Origin of the sequence: Aeromonas sp. QDB03, from assembly GCF_027707985.1 — a bacterium.
Classification (GTDB): domain Bacteria; phylum Pseudomonadota; class Gammaproteobacteria; order Enterobacterales; family Aeromonadaceae; genus Aeromonas; species Aeromonas hydrophila.
The window spans coordinates 68,500-84,968 of sequence record NZ_JAPCJG010000008.1 but is presented as its reverse complement, the minus strand read 5'-3'; the positions used below and the strand labels follow the sequence as shown (position 1 = coordinate 84,968).

At 61.9% G+C, this 16,469-nt stretch carries 14 protein-coding genes and 1 pseudogene; 12 read left to right on the top strand and 3 right to left on the bottom strand.

The features are described from left to right. The 12 genes and pseudogenes from murD (at position 1) to mutT (ending at position 14,816) form a co-directional block, all read left to right on the top strand. A complete protein-coding gene (gene murD, locus PG900_RS18075; RefSeq protein ID WP_017409430.1) occupies positions 1 to 1,284 on the top strand; it encodes a UDP-N-acetylmuramoyl-L-alanine--D-glutamate ligase in 1,284 nt (427 codons plus the stop codon). Continuing rightward, a complete protein-coding gene (gene ftsW, locus PG900_RS18070) occupies positions 1,281 to 2,462 on the top strand; it encodes a cell division protein FtsW (RefSeq protein ID WP_016352178.1) in 1,182 nt (393 codons plus the stop codon). Before murD ends, ftsW begins: the two co-directional genes overlap by 4 nt. Beyond that, complete coding sequence (gene murG, locus PG900_RS18065) at positions 2,462 to 3,547, top strand: undecaprenyldiphospho-muramoylpentapeptide beta-N-acetylglucosaminyltransferase (protein WP_270831957.1); 1,086 nt, start codon at positions 2,462 to 2,464, stop codon at positions 3,545 to 3,547. Before ftsW ends, murG begins: the two co-directional genes overlap by 1 nt. Then, the gene (gene murC, locus PG900_RS18060; protein ID WP_010635950.1) at positions 3,544 to 4,998 is read left to right on the top strand and encodes a UDP-N-acetylmuramate--L-alanine ligase; all 1,455 of its coding nucleotides are present in this window, start codon (positions 3,544 to 3,546) and stop codon (positions 4,996 to 4,998) included. Before murG ends, murC begins: the two co-directional genes overlap by 4 nt. Before the next feature lie 97 nt (positions 4,999 to 5,095). Next, on the top strand, positions 5,096 to 5,848 hold the full coding sequence (locus PG900_RS18055) for a cell division protein FtsQ/DivIB (RefSeq protein WP_017409434.1): 753 nt from the start codon (positions 5,096 to 5,098) through the stop codon (positions 5,846 to 5,848). Beyond that, positions 5,829 to 7,088 carry a cell division protein FtsA gene (gene ftsA, locus PG900_RS18050; protein ID WP_005305690.1) on the top strand — a complete coding sequence of 420 codons (1,260 nt, stop codon included), beginning with the start codon at positions 5,829 to 5,831 and terminating at the stop codon, positions 7,086 to 7,088. Before PG900_RS18055 ends, ftsA begins: the two co-directional genes overlap by 20 nt. Before the next feature lie 40 nt (positions 7,089 to 7,128). After that, a complete protein-coding gene (gene ftsZ, locus PG900_RS18045) occupies positions 7,129 to 8,280 on the top strand; it encodes a cell division protein FtsZ (protein WP_005305686.1) in 1,152 nt (383 codons plus the stop codon). A 101-nt stretch (positions 8,281 to 8,381) separates the two neighbouring features. Beyond that, positions 8,382 to 9,305 (top strand): UDP-3-O-acyl-N-acetylglucosamine deacetylase, encoded by a 924-nt coding sequence (gene lpxC, locus PG900_RS18040; RefSeq protein ID WP_011707578.1) that lies wholly within the window; start codon positions 8,382 to 8,384, stop codon positions 9,303 to 9,305. A 140-nt stretch (positions 9,306 to 9,445) separates the two neighbouring features. Next, positions 9,446 to 10,351, top strand: coding sequence for a M23 family metallopeptidase (locus PG900_RS18035; protein ID WP_016352175.1), 906 nt, complete (start codon positions 9,446 to 9,448; stop codon positions 10,349 to 10,351). 59 nt (positions 10,352 to 10,410) lie between these two features. After that, entirely contained in the window at positions 10,411 to 13,131 is a 2,721-nt protein-coding gene (gene secA, locus PG900_RS18030; protein ID WP_011707576.1) for a preprotein translocase subunit SecA, read from the top strand. 74 nt (positions 13,132 to 13,205) lie between these two features. Further along, positions 13,206 to 14,394, top strand: a pseudogene (locus tag PG900_RS18025) (tetratricopeptide repeat protein). Between the two features lie 8 nt (positions 14,395 to 14,402). Beyond that, a complete protein-coding gene (gene mutT, locus PG900_RS18020; protein WP_016352173.1) occupies positions 14,403 to 14,816 on the top strand; it encodes an 8-oxo-dGTP diphosphatase MutT in 414 nt (137 codons plus the stop codon). A gap of 60 nt (positions 14,817 to 14,876) precedes the next feature. Here the strand turns inward: mutT and yacG are convergent, their stop codons facing one another. From yacG to coaE, 3 genes are read right to left on the bottom strand one after another with little or no spacing between them, the layout of a single operon-like run. Continuing rightward, positions 14,877 to 15,071 (bottom strand): DNA gyrase inhibitor YacG, encoded by a 195-nt coding sequence (gene yacG, locus PG900_RS18015; protein WP_005305661.1) that lies wholly within the window; start codon positions 15,069 to 15,071, stop codon positions 14,877 to 14,879. A gap of 9 nt (positions 15,072 to 15,080) precedes the next feature. Continuing rightward, positions 15,081 to 15,803, bottom strand: coding sequence for a cell division protein ZapD (zapD, locus tag PG900_RS18010; protein WP_024945431.1), 723 nt, complete (start codon positions 15,801 to 15,803; stop codon positions 15,081 to 15,083). A gap of 37 nt (positions 15,804 to 15,840) precedes the next feature. Beyond that, on the bottom strand, positions 15,841 to 16,455 hold the full coding sequence (gene coaE / locus PG900_RS18005; protein ID WP_270801156.1) for a dephospho-CoA kinase: 615 nt from the start codon (positions 16,453 to 16,455) through the stop codon (positions 15,841 to 15,843). Positions 16,456 to 16,469 lie beyond the last annotated feature (14 nt).

Genomic DNA, 16,469 nt, shown 5'->3' with positions numbered 1-16,469 from the left:
ATGGTCATCATCATCGGACTCGGCAAAACCGGACTCTCCTGCGTCGACTATTTCCTCGGCCGTGGCGTGACGCCGCTGGTGATGGACACCCGCGCCAACCCGCCCGGCAGGGATCAACTGCCTGCCGAGGTGGAACTCATCCACGGGCTGGATGGCGAGCTGCTCAAGCAGGCGCACATGATAGTGGCGAGTCCGGGCATTGCCCTGGCAACGCCCGAACTGCAAGCCGCAGCCGAGTTCGGGGTACGCATCGTCGGCGACATCGAGCTGTTCGTGCGCGAGACCCAGGTGCCGGTGATCGCCATCACCGGCTCCAACGGCAAGAGCACGGTCACCACCCTGGTGGGCGAGATGATCGCCGAGGCCGGCCTCAAGGTCGGGGTGGGTGGCAACATCGGCACGCCGGCGTTGGAGCTGCTCAAGCAGCCGATGGATCTGTGCGTGCTGGAGCTCTCCAGCTTCCAGCTGGAGACCACCCACAGCCTGCGCGCCGCCGCCTCCGTGGTATTGAACCTCAGTGAAGATCATATGGATCGCTATCAGGGCATGGCCGACTATCGCGCCGCCAAGATGGAGATCCATCAGCACTCCCAGCACATCCTGATCAATCGCGACGATGCCCAGACCCTGCCCGACGTGGGCCAGGTGTGGCAGAGCTTCGGCCTCGACTGCAACGGTTACGGTCGCTGCGAGCTGGATGGCCGTCACTGGCTGACCCTGCACGGCGAGCCGTTGCTGGCGGTGGACGAGATGAAGATCGTCGGCGCCCACAACCAGGCCAACGCGCTGGCGGCCATGGCCCTGTGCGATGCGGTCGGTATCCCGCGCGAGCCGCAGTTGCGAGTACTGCGCCGTTTCGAGGGGCTGCCTCACCGTGCCCGCTTCGTGCGGGAGGTGAACGGGGTGCGCTGGATCAACGACTCCAAGGCCACCAACGTGGGGGCGACCCTGGCTGCCGTGGCCGGGGTGCGCGAGTCGGTGAAGGGCCGTCTGCTGCTGCTGGCCGGTGGCCAGGGCAAGGGCCAGGATTTCGGCCCGGTGCAGGCGCTGCTCGGCAGCCAGATCGATCACATGTACTGTTTCGGCCAGGATGCCGAGGTGCTGCTGGCGCTGGGTGAGCAGACCGAGCGGGTGGCGGATCTGGATGCCGCGGTCGCCAAGGCGGCTGCCGACGCCAGACCCGGCGACTGGGTGCTGTTGGCGCCGGCCTGCGCCAGCCTGGACCAGTTCAAGTCTTTCGAAGCGCGCGGTGATCGTTTCACCGAGCTGGTACAGAAGTTATGAACGCCCTTCGCGCAGTCGCAGGCTTCTTGCAGCGCTGGCTGTTGCCGGCGCGCCCTGCCGGTCTCTATGACCGGCAGCTGGTCGTGCTGGCGCTGGCGCTGATGGCGGTGGGTCTGGTGATCGTGGCTTCCGCCTCGATCCCGGAGGGGATCGCCATCAACAACGATCCCTTCATGTTCGTGAAGCGTCACGGCCTGTTTCTGCTGATGGCACTCGGCATCTCCTGGTTTGTGCTGCAGGTGCCGATGGCGCGCTGGCAGCACTACAACGGCCCCATGCTGCTGCTGGCCATCGTCATGCTGGTGCTGGTGCTGCTGGTGGGCCGCAGCGTCAACGGCTCGGTGCGCTGGTTGCCGCTTGGCCCGTTCAACCTGCAGCCGGCCGAGTTCGGCAAGCTGGCACTGTTCGTCTATCTGGCGGGCTACCTGGTGCGCCGCCAGAGCGAGGTGCGCGAGCGTTTCATCGGTTTCATGAAGCCGATGGCGGTGCTGTTCGTGGTGGCCATCCTGCTGCTGGCCCAGCCCGATCTGGGCTCGGTGGTGGTGATGTTCGTCACCTCGCTCGGCATGCTGTTCTTGGCCGGTGCCCGCTTGGTGCAGTTCATCGGTCTCATCCTGGTGGGGGTGAGCGCCGTGGTGACCCTGATCATCGCCGAACCGTACCGGATGCGGCGGGTGACCTCCTTCCTCGATCCCTGGGCCGATCCGTTCGGCAGCGGTTACCAGCTGACCCAGTCGCTGATGGCCTTCGGCCGTGGCAGTTGGTTTGGCGAGGGGCTTGGCAACTCCATCCAGAAGATGGAGTACCTGCCGGAGGCGCACACCGACTTCGTGTTCGCCATCCTGGGGGAAGAGCTGGGCTATGTGGGCGTGCTGGGCGCGCTGTTTCTCATCTTTGCGCTGGCAATCAAGGCGCTCAAGCTGGGTCACCAGGCGCTGGTGGCCGAGCGACTGTATGAAGGCTATCTGGCCATCGGCATCGGCATTTGGTTCAGCTTCCAGACCTTCGTCAACGTGGGGGCAGCCAGCGGCATGATGCCGACCAAGGGGCTGACCCTGCCGCTGGTCAGTTATGGTGGTTCGAGCCTCATCATCATGATGGTGGCGGTGAGCATGTTGATTCGTATCGATTTCGAGTTGCGCCAGGCCAGTGCCCAGGCGCGCGTGCGGGAGGTTTAGTGAGCAAGACGCTGTTGGTGATGGCAGGCGGTACCGGGGGCCATGTGTTCCCCGGCTTGGCCGTGGCTGATCGCCTCAAGGCCCAGGGCTGGAGCATTCACTGGCTCGGCACCGCCGACCGGATGGAGGCCGAGCTGGTACCTGCCCATGGTTACCCCATCTCCTTCATCGATATTCAGGGGGTGCGTGGCAACGGCATCAAGCGTCTGCTGGTGGCGCCCTATCGCATCGTCAAATCCGTGCTGCAGGCGCGGCGGGTGCTCAAGACCATTCGCCCCGACGTGGTGCTCGGCATGGGCGGCTTTGCCTCCGGCCCGGGTGGCGTGGCGGCGTGGCTGTCCGGTATCCCGCTGCTGTTGCACGAGCAGAATGCTGCCGCCGGCCTGACCAACAAGCTGCTGGCTCGCCTCGCCAAGCGGGTGCTGATGGCATTTCCGGGCGCCTTCGCGCCGAGCCGTCGCACCGCCGTGGTGGGCAATCCGGTACGCCCCGAAGTGGTGGCGCTGCCGGATCCCCAGTTGCGCAGCGGGGCCGAGCCACTGCGGCTGCTGATCGTCGGTGGCAGCCTGGGGGCCCGGGTGCTCAACGAGCAGGTGCCGCCAGCGGTGGCGGCGGCCGGCGTGCCCATCGAGGTGCGTCACCAGTGCGGCAAGGGCAATCGGGATGCCGTGGCCGAAGCCTACGCCAAGCAGGGTGTTGCGGCCGAAGTGAGCGAATTTATCAAGGACATGGCCGATGCCTACGCCTGGGCCGATCTGGTGGTGTGCCGGGCGGGGGCGCTGACCGTCTCCGAAGTGGCTGCCGCCGGGGTCGCCGCCATTTTTGTACCGCTGCCTCACGCAGTGGATGATCACCAGACCCGCAACGCCCTGACCCTGGTCGATGGCGGTGCGGCTGAATTCCTGCCCCAATCCGAGCTGACGACGGCCTCGCTGGCCGCCCGTCTCTCCTGGCTTGCCGGGCGCAGGGAAACCCTATTGAACATGGCCCAGGCCGCCCGTCGCGTGGCCATTACCGATGCCGCCGAGCGGGTTGCCGATGAGTGCAAACGCCTGGCGACCGGGCAGATTGAGAGAGAACTATGACCAAGGTTGAACTGGCAAAACTGCGTACCGTTATCCCTGAAATGCGCCGCGTGCGTCGCATCCACTTCATCGGCATCGGTGGTGCCGGGATGGGCGGTATCGCCGAAGTGCTTGCCAACGAAGGGTATCAGGTAACCGGCTCGGATCTGGCCCGTAATGCGGTGACCGAGCGACTCGAGTCCCTTGGCGCCCACATCTTCGTCGGTCACAGTGCCGAGCACGTGAACGAGGCGAGCGTGGTGGTGGTCTCTACCGCCATCAAGCAGGACAACCCCGAGCTGCTGGCCGCCCGCGAGCTGCGCATTCCCGTGGTGCGCCGCGCCGAGATGCTGGCCGAGCTGATGCGCTTCCGCCACGGCATCGCCATCGCCGGCACTCACGGCAAGACCACCACCACCAGTCTGGTGGCGAGCATCTATGCCGAAGCGGACCGGGATCCGACCTTCGTCATCGGTGGCCTGCTCAACAGCGCCGGCACCAATGCCCGCCTGGGCAGCAGCCGCTACCTGATTGCCGAGGCGGACGAGAGCGACGCCTCCTTCCTGCATCTGCAGCCGATGGTCTCCATCGTGACCAACATCGAAGCGGATCACATGGACACCTATGGTGGCGATTTCTCCAAGCTGAAGGCCACCTTCATCGACTTCCTGCACAACCTGCCGTTCTACGGGCTGGCCGTGGTGTGCGTAGATGATCCTGTGATCCGCGGCATGCTGCCGGAGATCGCCCGTCCCACCATCACCTACGGCCTGAGTGATGATGCCGACGTGCAGGTGCTGGACTTCGTGCAGACCAGCAACCGCAGTCGCTTCCGGGTGCGCCGCAAAGATGCCGGCGAGCTGGAGGTGACCCTCAACCTGCCCGGCATCCACAACGCGCTCAATGCCGCCGCAGCGATTGCGGTCGCCACCGAGGACGGGATCGGCGATGATGCCATCATCCGGGCGCTGGCCAAGTTTGAAGGGGTGGGTCGCCGCTTCCAGCAATATGGCGAGTTCGAGACCGGTCGCGGCAAGGCCATGCTGGTGGACGACTACGGTCACCACCCGAGCGAGGTCAAGGTCACCATCAACGCAGCTCGCGCCGGCTGGCCCGAGAAGCGGTTGGTGATGGTGTTCCAGCCACACCGCTATACCCGTACCCGCGATCTTTACGAAGATTTCGCGGATGTGCTCTCCAAGGTGGACGTGCTGGTGATGCTGGAGGTTTATGCCGCCGGTGAAGAGCCGATTCCGGGCGCCGATGGCCGCGCCCTGTGCCGTTCCATCCGCTCCCGCGGCAGCCTGGAGCCCATCTTTGTCGCGACGCCGGACGATGTGCCGGCGGTGCTGGCCGGGCTGGTCGGCGAAGGCGATCTGGTGCTGACCCAGGGGGCAGGGAACGTCGGCGCACTGGCTCGCCGTCTCGGCGAGATGAAATTGAGCATCGAGAGCATGAAATCCGGCGCCTGAGGGCCCAATGAGTATTTTGACCGCCAAGCCGGGGCCTATATAATGGCGAACCGGTCTGCAAAGGGCCGGCATGGCGCGTTAAACGGGGATCGAGCGGGTGGAGGCAAGGGCACAAGGGCGCACCAAGGGGGGCTTCATCGCCGGGGTGGGATTTTTCATCCTGGTCATGTGGGGCCTCTACCAGACCGCGCTGGATGTTAAAGATTGGCTGACGGATGCCAATCGGTTGCCCATGAGCGAGCTGTTGCTGCAGGGGCAACACCAGTATTTGCAAACCGATGAACTGCGCAGCGCCGTGCTGGATGGTGCCGAGTTGCGCAACTTCTTCGAGTTGGATGTGAACGAATTGCAGGCGCGGTTGAACGCCTTGCCTTGGGTGGCCCAGGTCTCGGTACGCAAGAAGTGGCCCAACAAGATCAAGGTCTACCTCACCGAACAGGCGGTTGCGGCCCGCTGGAATGGCAACCGCTTCGTCAACACCAAGGGTGAGGTGTTCAGTGCGCCGGACAGGGTGAAGACTCCTCTGATGCAGCTGTCCGGGCCAGAAGATCAGGCCGTCAAGGTGCTGGAGGCCAGCCGTCAATACGAGGCGCAGCTGGCGGCCAGAGGGTACAAGCTGCTGGGGGTGAATCTGACCCCCCGCCATGCCTGGGAACTGACCCTGGATGGCAACATTCAGCTGTTTTTGGGGCGCTCGGATATCGCGCTCCGACTGCAGCGGTTTATCGATGCCTTTCCGGTCATCGAACCTCGTGAGCGGGTTGCTTACGTGGATCTTCGATACGACACCGGAATGGCAGTTGGCTGGAAGAAGAACGAAGAGAAAGTGAATGACCAAAACCGCAGATAGAAATCTGATTGTCGGGCTGGATATCGGCACAACCAAGGTGGCGGTTCTGGTTGGCGAAGTGCTGCCAGACGGTGAGCTCAATGTCATCGGCATGGGCAGTCACGCCTCTCGCGGCATGGACAAGGGCGGGGTCAACGATCTTGATTCCGTGGTCAAGTCCCTGCGTCGCGCGGTGGAAGAGGCTGAAATGATGGCCGACTGCCAGATCAGCTCCGTCTATCTGGGGTTGTCCGGCAAGCATATCGACTGTCGCAATGAAACCGGCATGGTGCCCATCTCCGATGAAGAGGTGACTCAGGAAGACGTGGACAACGTCATCCACACCGCCAAGTCGGTACGGTTGTCCGATGAGCTCCGGGTGCTGCACGTGCTGCCCCAGGAGTTCGCCATCGACTACCAGGAAGGGATCAAGAACCCGGTCGGCCTCTCCGGCGTGCGGATGGCGGCCAAGGTGCACCTGATCACCTGCCACAACGACATGGCTCGCAACATCGAGAAATGCGTGGAGAAGGTGGGTCTGCGGGTGGATCAGCTGATCTTCTCCGCACTGGCGTCCAGCTACGCCGTGCTGACCGAAGATGAGAAAGAGCTGGGTGTCTGCGTGGTGGACATCGGTGGCGGCACCATGGACATGTCGCTGTTTACCGGCGGCGCCCTGCGTCACACCAAGGTGATCCCGTACGCCGGCAGCACGGTGACCAGCGACATCGCCTATGCCTTCGGCACCCCGCCGCTGGATGCGGAGGCGATCAAGGTGCGCTATGGCTGCGCCCTCGGCCGGCTGGTCAGTAAGGAAGACAATATTGAAGTACCCAGTGTCGGCGGTCGTCCGGCGCGCAGCCTGCAGCGGCAGACACTGGCTGAAGTGATTGAGCCCCGTTACACCGAGTTGCTCTCCATGGTGAATGATGAGCTGGTGCGGGTACAAAGCGAATTGAAAGCGCAGGGGGTCAAGCATCAGCTTGCAGCCGGTGTGGTCTTGACCGGCGGCGCTGCCCAGATCGAAGGCATTGTGGAGTGCGCAGAGCAGATCTTCCAGAGCCAGGTCCGGGTAGGGGAGCCCATGAATATCCGGGGATTGAGTGATTATGTGCAGGCGCCTGTGTACTCGACCGCGGTCGGGTTGCTGCAGTATGGCCGCACCCATCAATCCACCGGCAGTAGCAAGGAATATGCCGCCAAGGCAAGCGTAGGTGGGCTGGTCAAACGGGTCAGCAACTGGTTGCGTGGCGAGTTCTAAAAGATTTTGCTGAGTCAGGCAAATAAAGCGGAGAGACAACATGTTTGAATTTATGGATAGCCACACTGACGAAGCCGTCATTAAAGTGATTGGTGTGGGTGGCGGCGGCGGCAACGCGGTCGAGCACATGGTTCGTCAAAACATCGAAGGCGTTGAATTCATTACCGTCAACACCGACGCCCAGGCTCTGCGTAACTCCAGCGCCAACACAACCCTGCAGATCGGCGGTGGCATCACCAAGGGTCTGGGTGCCGGAGCCAATCCGGAAGTGGGTCGTGATGCGGCCATGGAAGATCGGGAAGCGCTGCGCGAGCTGCTGACTGGCTCCGACATGGTGTTCATCGCTGCCGGCATGGGTGGTGGTACCGGTACCGGTGCTGCACCGATCGTGGCCGAAGTGGCTCGCGAGATGGGGATCCTGACAGTTGCTGTCGTAACCAAGCCGTTCTCCTTCGAAGGGAAGAAGCGGATGGGCTTTGCTGCTCACGGCATCGAAGAGCTGTCCAAGAACGTCGACTCCCTGATCACCATCCCCAACGACAAGTTGCTGAAAGTGCTGGGTCGCGGCATCTCCCTGCTGGACGCTTTCAAGGCTGCCAACGACGTACTGCTTGGCGCGGTACAGGGCATTGCCGAGCTGATCACCCGTCCGGGCTTGATCAACGTCGACTTCGCGGACGTGCGTACCGTGATGCGTGAAATGGGTACCGCCATGATGGGTACCGGTTCAGCCTCCGGTGATGACCGTGCCGAAGAAGCGGCCGAGAAAGCCATCTCCAGCCCGCTGCTGGAAGACGTGGACCTGGCCGGTGCCCGTGGCATCCTGGTCAACATCACCGCCGGCATGGACATGACCATCGAAGAGTTCGAAACCGTGGGTAACGCGGTCAAGGCCTTCGCCTCCGAGAACGCCACCGTGGTGGTGGGTACCGTAATCGACCCGGAAATGCACGACGAACTGCGTGTGACCGTGGTTGCCACCGGTATCGGTGCCGAGCGCAAGCCGGACATCACGCTGGTGAAGAACAACATGGTACAAGAGCGTCCGGCCCGTCAGCCCCTGATCAGCGAAGCCCTGCAGTCTCGCGTGATGGAAGAGGCCCCGGCCAAGGTGGTCAACGCCGAGCCGCAAGCTCGTCGCGAACCGGATTATCTCGATATTCCTGCGTTCCTGCGCAAGCAAGCCGACTAAGCCTCCAATGACGCTGGTTTGTTTGTTGCTTAAGGAATGTGCTAAGATGGCCCGGCAACGACCATCTGGTCAGGAATTTGAGCTGTTAAGCGGATACGCCCATGATTAGACAAAGAACCTTGAAAACGAGTGTCCAGGCCACCGGTGTCGGCCTGCATTCGGGTCGGAAAGTCACAATGACGTTCCGTCCGGCGCCTGTTAACACAGGGATCGTTTACTTGCGTACCGATCTGAATCCTGTGGTAGAGCTGCCAGCCAATGCCGATCAGGTGCGTGATACCGTGCTTTGTACCGCTCTGGTCAATGAAGCCGGTGTCCGAGTCTCTACCATTGAGCACCTCTCTGCCGCGCTGGCCGGGATGGGCATCGACAACCTCTATGTCGAGGTTGATGCGCCCGAGATCCCGGTGATGGACGGCAGTGCGCACCCCTTTATCTACCTGCTGCAAGAAGTCGGTATCCGTGAACAGAATGCGCCCAAGCAGTTTGTGCGGATCAAGCAGAGCATCCGGGTTGAAGACGGCGACAAGTGGGCGGAATTCCACCCCTATCGCAACGGCTTCAAAATGGATCTCGAGATCGACTTCCAGCATCCGGTATTTGAAGGACGCAATCAGCGTTGCGTGCTGGACTTCTCCGGTGCCTCTTTCGTGAAAGAGATCAGCCGTGCTCGTACGTTCGGTTTCATGCGTGACATCGAGTACCTGCGTTCCCAGAACCTGGCGCTGGGCGGTAGCCTGGAAAACGCCGTGGTGCTGGATGACTACCGGGTACTGAACGAAGATGGCCTGCGCTATGAAGATGAATTCGTCAAACACAAGATGTTGGATGCGATCGGTGACCTTTACATGTGTAACCGCAGCATCATCGGCGAATTCCGTGCCTACAAGACCGGCCATGCCCTGAACAACAAGCTGCTGCGTGCCTTGCTGGCCAAGCAGGAGGCCTGGGAACTGGTGACCTTCGAGGGTGAGGGCGACAAAGCGCCCATCGCTTACTACGATAACGGTCTGGTTCTGGCCTGATAGCTGTGCAACGGAACGTCGGTCCTCTCTCCGCACCGACGTTCCGTCATTTGTTTACTCCATTCTGTAATACCGATTATCTCCCGGTTTTATTTCCCGTGCGGGCCAATGGCCACACCTGACCGAGCAGACTGATTTCTATGAGCATTACCCTGATCCTCAATGGCAAGCAGCGACGCAAGTTGCACTTACCGAAACAACGTCTGGCCTGGGTCGGCGGTATCTTCTTCACTGTATTGGCCCTGAGTGGTGGCTGGCTCTGGCAGAGCTGGCATCAAAAAATGGAGGCGCTGGAAGTCGCGCTGGCCATGGCCGAACAGCAAAAATCCACGCAAGGGGCTGACGAAGCCCGCGAACAGCTTGCCATGCTGGCCGCCCAGGTGGGCACCATGCAGGGGCAGCTGGGCCGTCTCAACGCGCTCGGCGAGCGGCTGACCGAAAAGGCCGACCTCGATCCCGAAGAGTTCAATTTCAAGGAGCTGCCTCCCATGGGCGGCCCCTCCTATGATGCGGATCTGGAAGTCAGCCTCAACGAGCTGCAGGACTCCATGAAGCATCTCAGCCAGCAGCTCAGCAGTCGTGAAGAGCAGCTGTCGGTACTTGAATCTTTCATCATGAATCACCATATAACCGATGCCGGCTTTATTTCCGGAACACCGGTCAAGCAGGAGCGGGTTTGGGTCTCCTCTGGCTTTGGTGGCCGGGTCGATCCGTTCAACGGTCGCGCCAAGATGCACAAAGGGGTGGATTTCCGTGGCAAGCCCGGCACCCCCATTCTGGCGACGGGCCCAGGGGTTGTGAGCTGGGCGGGCCGTCATCCGGAATTTGGCAACATGGTGGAGATCAACCACGGCAATGGTTTGGTGACCCGCTATGCCCACAACTCCAAGTTGCTGGTCGAAGTGGGCACCCTGGTCGATGAGGGCCAGAAAATTGCCTTGATGGGACGCACCGGTCGCGCGACCGGGGTCCATTTGCATTACGAAGTGTTGAAAGATGGTCGTCAGGTGGACCCCGCGCGTTTTCTCAATGCCAGACGGGGTTAGGTTTTTTTCTCCAGGTTCCAGTGACGGAACACTTATATAACCAGAAATAGTTGGTACCCATGATTAGCACACTGCTTACCAAGATTATCGGCAGCCGGAACGACAGAACGCTCAAGGCTCTGCGCAAAATTGTAAAACAGATCAATGCGATGGAGCCTCAGTTCGAAGCTCTGTCCGATGCACAGTTGCAGGCCAAGACGGCCGAGTATCGTCAGCGTCTGGAGCAGGGTGAGACACTGGAGCAGTTGCTGCCGGAGGCCTTTGCCACCGTGCGTGAAGCCTCTCGCCGGGTGTTCGGCATGCGTCACTTCGACGTCCAGCTGATCGGTGGCATGGTGCTGAACTCCAACCGCATCGCCGAGATGAAGACAGGTGAAGGCAAGACCCTCACCGCGACCCTGCCGGCCTACCTGAACGCCCTGAGCGGTCGTGGTGTGCACGTGGTGACCGTGAACGACTATCTGGCCAAGCGTGACGCCGAGGCGAACCGCCCGCTGTTCGCCTTCCTCGGCATGACAGTCGACTGCAACGTGCCCGGCATGGACGCGTCCCAGAAGCGTGACGCCTACGCTGCCGACATCACCTACGGTACCAACAACGAATTCGGTTTCGACTACCTGCGCGACAACATGGCATTCTCGCCCGAGCAGCGCGTGCAGCGTCCGCTCAACTATGCGCTGGTGGATGAGGTGGACTCGGTGCTCATCGATGAAGCCCGTACCCCGCTCATCATCTCCGGCCCGGCAGAAGACAGCTCCGAGCTCTATATCCGCGTCAACAAGCTGATCCCGCTGCTGGTCAAGCAGGACAAGGAAGACTCCGAAGAGTACACTGGCGACGGCCACTACACGGTGGACGAGAAGAACCGCCAGGCATTGCTGACCGAGAACGGCCAGATCTTCGTGGAAGAGCTGCTCAAGAAAGAGGGGCTGCTGGCCGAGGACGACTCCCTGTTCTCCGCCACCAACATCAGCCTGCTGCACCACGTCAACGCCGGCCTGCGTGCTCACACCTTGTTTGAACGCAACGTCGACTACATCGTCCAGAAGGACGAGATCGTCATCGTCGACGAGCACACCGGCCGTACCATGCCGGGCCGTCGCTGGTCCGATGGTCTGCACCAGGCGGTCGAAGCGAAGGAAGGGGTCAAGATCCAGAACGAGAACCAGACCCTGGCCTCCATCACCTTCCAGAACTACTTCCGTCTGTACGACAAGCTGGCGGGCATGACGGGTACTGCTGATACCGAAGCCTTTGAATTCCAGCAGATTTATGGCCTGGATACCGTGGTTATCCCGACCAACAAGCCGATGGTGCGCAAGGACATGGGCGATCTGGTCTACCTGACCGCCAACGAGAAGTATGCCGCCATCATCGAAGACATTCGCGGTTGCGTCGAGCGCGGCCAGCCGGTGCTGGTCGGTACCGTCTCCATCGAGAACTCCGAGCTGCTCTCCGGCATCCTGACCAAGGAAAACATCCCGCACAAGGTGCTGAACGCCAAGTTCCACGCCATGGAAGCGGAGATCGTCGCCCAGGCAGGCCAGACCGGCGCCGTCACCATCGCCACCAACATGGCCGGTCGTGGTACCGACATCGTGCTCGGCGGTAACTGGCAAGCGGAAATCGCCCAGCTGGAGAACCCGACCGAGGCACAAATCGCCGAGCTGAAAGCGGCTTGGCAGGTGCGTCACGATGCGGTACTGGCCGCCGGTGGTCTGCACATCATAGGTACCGAGCGCCACGAATCCCGTCGTATCGACAACCAGCTGCGCGGCCGTTCCGGTCGTCAGGGCGACCCGGGTTCCTCCCGTTTCTACCTCTCCATGGAAGATACCCTGATGCGGATCTTCGCCTCCGATCGCGTCACCGGCATGATGAAGAAACTGGGGATGGAAGAGGGCGAGGCCATCGAGCACCCGTGGGTGACCAAGGCGATCGAAAATGCCCAGCGCAAGGTGGAAGGTCGCAACTTCGACATCCGCAAGAGCCTGCTGGAATTTGATGACGTGGCCAACGACCAGCGCAAGGTGGTCTATGAGCAGCGCAACGAGCTGCTGGACACCAGCGACATCTCCGAGACCATCCATGTCATCCGTGACGATGTCTATGGCGCCATCATCGACGAGTACATCCCGCCGCAGTCCCTGGAAGAGATGTGGGACGTGCCGGGTCTGGAAGCCCGCCTGAAGTCCGACTTCGCGCTGGATCTGCCGTTGCAGCAGTGGCTGGCGGAAGATGACAAGCTCTATGAAGAGAAGCTGCGCGAGCGCATCCTGGATGAAGCCACCAAACTCTATGCCCACAAGGAAGAGCTGGTCGGCAAGGAAGTGCTGCGCAACTTCGAAAAGGCGGTGATGCTGCAAACCCTGGACGGCCTGTGGAAAGAGCACCTGGCGGCCATGGATCACCTGCGTCAGGGCATCCATCTGCGCGGTTACGCCCAGAAGAACCCCAAGCAGGAGTACAAGCGCGAATCCTTCGATCTGTTCACCCAGATGCTGGAAACCCTCAAGCGCGACGTGGTCAGCATCCTGAGCCGAGTACAGGTTCAGGAGCGCGACGTGGAGGCGATGGAAGAGCAGCAGCGCCAGCAGGCCGAAGCCGCTCCCCGCACCTACACCCATGCCGCGGCCGACAACCAGCTGGCTGACGACGAGGCCCAGGCCGAAGCTGCGCCGGTTACCTTCGTGCGGGACGAGCAGAAGGTGGGACGCAATGACCCCTGCCCATGCGGCTCAGGCAAAAAATACAAGCACTGCCACGGTCAGTTGACCTGATAGCGCAATGACGATGATGCACCGCCTCCGGGCGGTGCATTCATTTCCGGCAGGCAAAGAAGGAGAGCCATGCGATGAGCAAGATGCCGACAGGATGGGATACTACTGCCCACAATAGCTGGCTGGCTGGCGGGCCAGCGCCAGGTTGCCATCCAGCAACTACTGGCCCGGCTCAACGGCAGCATGGCCAAGCCGATTGCCTTGCTGCTGCAGTTTGCCTATTACCTCTTCCTGTGCGACGACCCGGCTTCCGCGGCGCAGGTGCTGGAGATGGCCCACAAGGCCGAACCCGGCAATGACGAGGTGCTGCGCAACCTCTGCGCTTGCTTGTCGCGGGCCGGTCAGTACGAGCTGGCAGTGGCGCGTTTGCAGACCCTGCTGCAGCGCGTCTCCGACGATTTCCATGCGCTGGACGCCCTCTGCGCCTCGTTGGCCAAGCTGGATCGCTACGATGAGGCTGCCCAGGCGGGAACTCGCTCACTGACCCTGAAGGCCCGGTCGGCGGGAAAGGCGCCACCATCCTGGGCATTGCCTGCGGCAGAACCGGCCGTCTGGTTGGCCGATGGCAGTCGCAAGCCGGATGTCATCGCTTTTTCCCTGTGGGGTAGTGGTCCCCGTTATCTGCGGGGGGCCATCGACAACGTGCTGGCGGCGTCCTATCTCTACCCGGGTTGGCGGGTGCGTTTCTACGTGGATGAGAGCGTGCCTGCCGAGTTGCTCGCTGCGCTGCGCGAACTGGGGGCAGAGCTCTTGTTGCAACCTGCCGGTCAGTCTTTGCGTCAGCGTTTGTGCTGGCGTTTTCAGGTGGCCAATGATCCATTGGTGGGACGCTTTCTGGTACGGGATGTGGATTCGGTGCCGGGCGTGCGCGAGCGGCTGGCGGTACAGGAGTGGCTTGCATCGACGCGCTGGTTTCATATCATGCGCGACTGGTGGAGTCATACCGATCTGGTGCTGGCGGGGATGTGGGGTGGGATGGCCGGCGTATTGCCGCCGTTGGCGCCCCTGCTCGAAGGCTATCAGCCCGACGTGATGGAGACGCCGAACATCGACCAATGGTTTTTGCGCGACCGGCTCTGGGGTTATCTCTCGCAGAGCTGTCTGGTGCACGATCGCTGCTTCACGCCGCCAGGCGCCATACCCTGGCCGCAGCCCGCCCCTGGCGGGAGCGAGCATGTGGGGCAGGATATCTTTACGGCACAAAGGGAGCCGCAGGCCCGTCGGCTGGCGTCCTGGATTGCCCGTTTGCCGTGTTTACGTTGAGGACAATGATGGAACAGAAGAAACGGATCTGGGTGGCGGTCGGCGTCATCGAGAACGAACGGGGCGATATCTTTATCGCCAAGCGCTCCGCCGATCGCCATCAGGGGGATCGCTGGGAGTTTCCCGGTGGCAAGGTGGAAGCCGGAGAGGATCTGCTTACCGCGCTGGATCGCGAACTGTGGGAAGAGATCGGGATCCGGGTGCAGGATTGCGCCCCCTTCATGGAACTGCATCACGACTACCCGGACAAGCAGGTGCTGCTGGATATCTGGAAGGTGACCCGCTTCAGCGGCGAGCCGTTCGGCAAGGAGGGGCAGGAGTGTCGCTGGGTGCCGCTGGCCTCGCTGCACGAGTATCACTTCCCCGACGCCAATGGCCCGATCGTGACGCGCCTGCAGGCATCACTGGCCGCACAGGGCTGATGTGAGCCGCAGTGCATACCAAAACAAAAAGGGCCGTATCGGCCCTTTTTGCTTGCTGGCTTACTGCCACTGCTCCCCTTCTTCGGGGTAGGGCAGCAGCTCCGGGTCTATTTCCCCCGGGATCCGCTTCTCCTCGTCGGCCCACTCGCCGAGATCGATCAGCTGGCAGCGCTTGCTGCAGAACGGGCGAAACGGGCTTTGCGGGCCCCATTCCAGCTCGGTTTGGCAGGTCGGGCACTTTACTTTGGTCACCATGAATGCTCCTTAGCAGCAGGCAAGCTGGAAAGGGACATCACCGATCTGCTGCTCCGTGGTGGGCAGGAAACGCAGGGCGAACCGGTTCTTGTGGCCGCTCAGGGTGGGGTAGCACTGCTGGGTGCCGGTCAGACGGATGCGGATCAGCTCGGCGCTCTCGGCGGTATCCTGGAAGAAGCCGTTGACGGCAACCTGCTCGCTGAAGTTGCCGGACTCACGCCACAGCCGCAGCAGCAGGGAGATGGCGTTCATCAACAGGTTGATGTCGCTCAGCCACAGCTGCATCTGCTGATGACGGGCGATGGCCGGGGTAGCGAGCCAGTGGTGCAGTTGCGGCACGTCGAAGGCGCACAACCCGCCCGGAATGGAGAAGCGCTGGCGAATGGAGCCGAGCAGCCGATCCTCTTTGAGGCGGGCACCTGGACGCGGGGCACTCAGCAGGTTGCGGGAGAGTTGGGCGCTCTCCTGCTGCATCTGGCTGATCTGCTCCAGGTCGACATCGGGCAGGCTGGCCCAGTGGCTCAGGCGCTGGCCGAGGCGCTCCAGATCCTTGATCAGATCGGCGCGCAGGTCGCCGCGCTCCAGCAACTCCTGCAGGTCGAACAGACCCTTGAAAAAGGCGATATGTGCCCAGGACTGGTCGCTCTCCAGATTGTCGCGGATCTGGGAAAACAGGGACTCCAGACGAAGATAGGTCCGGCTTTTTTCATTGAGGGGAAAATCGTAAATCATGCCTAATCCTGGCCAGCCATAAACCGGCCTAGTGTACTCACAGTTGGCGGGCTTGTTGAGAGGCAAATGCCAGATATGTCTCGTGCAGCGCTAAAATTCGGCTCTTTATCGCCTCGGGCGTGCCATTCTGGTTGTCCAGCACATCGTCGGCTGCCGCCAGCCGTTCGGTCCGGCTCGCCTGGGCGGCCAGGATGGCTTGCGCCTGCTCGCGGCTCACACCGTCCCGGCGGCAGGTACGCTCAATCTGGGTCGCTTCGTCCACGTCGATCACCAGTACCCGATTGGCCAGGGCTGTGAGCCGGTTTTCCACCAGCAAGGGCACTACCAGCAAGCAATAGGGGGAGCGAGCGGCCGCACACTGGCGCTGCATCTCGGTGCGAATGAGGGGGTGGAGCAGAGCGTTGAGCCAGCCCTTGGCCTGCGGGTCAGTGAAAACCCGCTCACGCAGCCGACGGCGATCGAGCTGGCCAGCGGGGGTGATGACTGCTGAGCTAAAATGGGCGGCGATGGCGGCCAGGGCCGGGGTTCCGGGCTCGACTACCTCGCGGGCGATGACGTCCGCATCCACTACTTCGATGCCCAGTTCGGCAAACTGATTGGCAACCGTGGTCTTGCCGCTGCCAATTCCACCGGTGATTGCGACTACATACATGGGTCAGTGTTGCC